The 2,804-nt window shown below is 65.0% G+C and carries 5 protein-coding genes and 1 pseudogene; all 6 read left to right on the top strand.

What is annotated here, in order from left to right; all coding sequences use genetic code 11:
• The coding region (locus KM295_RS16535) for a 30S ribosomal protein S8 (protein WP_256031450.1) at nt 1-296 on the top strand (296 nt) is incomplete at its 5' end.
• 7 nt (nt 297-303) lie between these two features.
• A complete protein-coding gene (locus tag KM295_RS16530) occupies nt 304-837 on the top strand; it encodes a 50S ribosomal protein L6 (protein ID WP_256031446.1) in 534 nt (177 codons plus the stop codon).
• On the top strand, nt 837-1,592 hold the full coding sequence (locus KM295_RS16525; RefSeq protein WP_256031444.1) for a 50S ribosomal protein L32e: 756 nt from the start codon (nt 837-839) through the stop codon (nt 1,590-1,592). Before KM295_RS16530 ends, KM295_RS16525 begins: the two co-directional genes overlap by 1 nt.
• Before the next feature lies 1 nt (nt 1,593).
• The gene (locus KM295_RS16520) at nt 1,594-2,043 is read left to right on the top strand and encodes a 50S ribosomal protein L19e (RefSeq protein ID WP_256031442.1); all 450 of its coding nucleotides are present in this window, start codon (nt 1,594-1,596) and stop codon (nt 2,041-2,043) included.
• Nucleotides 2,043-2,594, top strand: a complete 552-nt coding sequence (locus tag KM295_RS16515) for a 50S ribosomal protein L18 (protein ID WP_256031441.1) — start codon at nt 2,043-2,045, stop codon at nt 2,592-2,594. The genes KM295_RS16520 and KM295_RS16515 overlap by 1 nt, the downstream gene beginning before the upstream one ends.
• A 2-nt stretch (nt 2,595-2,596) precedes the next feature.
• Nucleotides 2,597-2,804: pseudogene (rps5p, locus tag KM295_RS16510) on the top strand (30S ribosomal protein S5); the annotation flags it as partial.

The following is a 2,804-nucleotide window of genomic DNA, read 5'->3' as shown; positions in this document are numbered from 1 at the left end:
AAATCGGCTCGGTACTCGAGGTCTTCTACGACCGCGGGTACGTCGGCGGCTTCCAGTTCGTCGACGACGGCAGATCCGGGCGGTTCGAGGTCGAACTGAAAGGCGCTATCAACGAGTGTGGCGCGGTCAAACCCCGCTATTCGGCGGGGGCCGAGGAGTTCGAAAAATGGGAGAAGCGGTTCCTCCCCGCCCGCGATTACGGGACGCTCATCGTCACGACCAGCCACGGCGTCATGAGCCACTACGAGGCCCGCGAGAAGGGCATCGGTGGACAGGTAATCGCATACGTCTACTAACCGAACAATGCGCACAGAAATCGAGATTCCGGACGCGGTCACGGCGACGATGGATCACCTCGAGTTGACCGTCGAGGGGCCCAACGGGAGCGTCACGCGACGCCTCTGGTACCCCGACATCACGGTCGACGTCGACGGCGATACCGTCGTGATCGAATCCGACGAGGACGACGCAAAGACCAACTCCACGGTCGGCACCTTCGAGAGCCACGTCACGAACATGGTTCACGGTGTCACCGAGGGATGGGAGTACAGTATGGAAGTGTTCTACTCACACTTCCCGATGCAGGTTTCCGTCGATGGCGAGGAGATCGTCATCGAGAACTTCCTCGGGGAGAAGGCACCCCGACGGACGCCCGTCCGGGGCGACACCGAGGTCGAGGTCGACGGCGAGGAGCTTTCGATCAGCGGCCCCGATATCGAGGACGTCGGCCAGACGGCCGCCGACATCGAGCAGTTGACCCGTGTCTCGGATAAAGACACCCGGGTCTTCCAGGACGGCGTCTACATCACGGAGACCCCCGAGCGAGGTGAGGTCTAATGAGCGACGAAGAAGAAACGGAAGGAGGAGCCGAGACCGAAGCCGAAGACGAACGGCAGGAGCTGACCGACATCGGCGGCGTCGGCGACGCGAAGGCCGAACGCCTCCGCGAGGCCGACATCGAGACCGTCGACGACATCCGCGAGCTCACACAGGAGGAACTCGCGGACATCGAGGGGATCGGCAACGCCCTCGCGGCCCGGATCAAGGCCGACGTCGGCGACCTGGAGGTCGCCGCCGAGACCGAGGCCGAAGTCGAAGACGAGACGCCCGAGGCCGAAGAGGAAGCCGAAGCCGAGGACGTCGAGACGGAACTGCAGCCGCGGGGGCTGGCCGAGAAGACGCCGGAGCTGACTGACGATGAGGAACGGCTCCTCGCCCAGCGCCACCGCGTCGGCAAACCGCAGTTCAACCGACAGGACTACCACAAGAAAAAGCGGACGCCGACCTCCTGGCGACGGCCCCGCGGCGGGCTCTCGAAGCAGCGCCGCGGCGTCAAGGGGAAAGGCCCCAAAGTCGAGGCCGGCTACCGGACGCCGAAGGCCGTTCGTGGCCTGCACCCGAGCGGCTTCGAGGAGGTCCGCGTCGAGAGCCCCGACGATCTGGAGGGCGTCGACGGCGACCGCCAGGCGGTCCGGATCGGCTCGACGGTCGGCGCTCGCAAGCGCGAGCGCATTGAAGAGCTCGCCGAGGACGCGGGGATCCGCGTTCTCAACCCGACCTACGTCGAAGTAGAAGTGGAGGTCGAAGAGTAGCATGACTGATCTGAAAGCACAACGACGGCTCGCGGCCGACATCCTCGACGTCGGGCAGAACCGCGTCAAGTTCGACCCCGACGCACAGAGCGAGATCGCCGACGCCATCACGCGCGATGACGTCCGCGAACTCATCGAGGACGGAACGATCGAGGCGAAGACGGCGGCGGGGAACTCCCGCGGTCGCGCCCGGGAACGCCAGAAGAAACGCGCCTACGGCCACCGAAAAGGCCACGGGTCCCGCAAGGGGAGATCGGGCGGCAGACAGAACGAGAAAGAAGAGTGGCAGAGTCAGATCCGCGCCCAGCGCCGCGAACTGCGGGAGCTCCGCGATTCGGGCGAGGTCGACAGAACACAGTACCGGGAGCTGTACCGGATGGCCAGCGGCGGCGAGTTCGACAGCATCCGGGATCTGAACCGATATATACACGAAAACTACGGTGAACAATAATGGCGACAGGACCACGATACACGGTGCCGATGCGGCGTCGCCGCGAGGCCCGTACAAATTACCATCAGAGGTTGCGCCTGCTGAAATCCGGCAAACCACGCCTTGTCGCTCGCAAGAGCAACAACCAGACCAGGGCGCAGCTGATCGTAACCGGGCCGCAGGGCGACGAGACGGTCGCGAGCGCCGCCTCGAGTGATCTCGAGGCGTTCGGCTGGGAGGCGCCGACGGGGAACCTCCCCGCGGCGTATCTGACCGGCTTTCTGGCCGGCAAACGCGCGGTCGAGGCGGGGCTCGGGGAGGCGGTCCTCGATATCGGCCTCAACACCGCCACACCCGGCAACAAGGTGTTCGCAGTACAGGAAGGAGCGATCGACGCCGGGCTGGAGATTCCCCACAGCGAGGACGTCTTCGCCGACTGGGAGCGGACCCGCGGCGAGCACATCGCCGAGTACGCCGAACAGGAGGATGGCCTCTACAGCGGCGAGTTCGATGCGACGGAGCTTCCGGCCCACTTCGACGAGGTACGAGAGCGACTGGAGGATGAACTATAACCATGAGTAACGGATGGGAGCCGCGAACGCGGCTCGGACGACAAGTAGCGGACGGCGAGATCACCTCGATGCAGGAGGCCCTGCAGTCGGGGCTCCCGCTGAAGGAACCCGAGCTCGTCGACCAGCTCCTGCCGGGGCTGGAAGACGAGGTGCTGGACATCAACATGGTCCAGCGGATGACCGACTCCGGCCGGCGCGTGAAGTTTCGGT

It is taken from the genome of Natronomonas aquatica (genome assembly GCF_024449025.1).
Classification (GTDB): Archaea; Halobacteriota; Halobacteria; order Halobacteriales; family Haloarculaceae; genus Natronomonas; species Natronomonas aquatica.
Note: the sequence above shows the minus strand (reverse complement) of the source record. Positions and strands in the feature narration are given on the sequence as shown.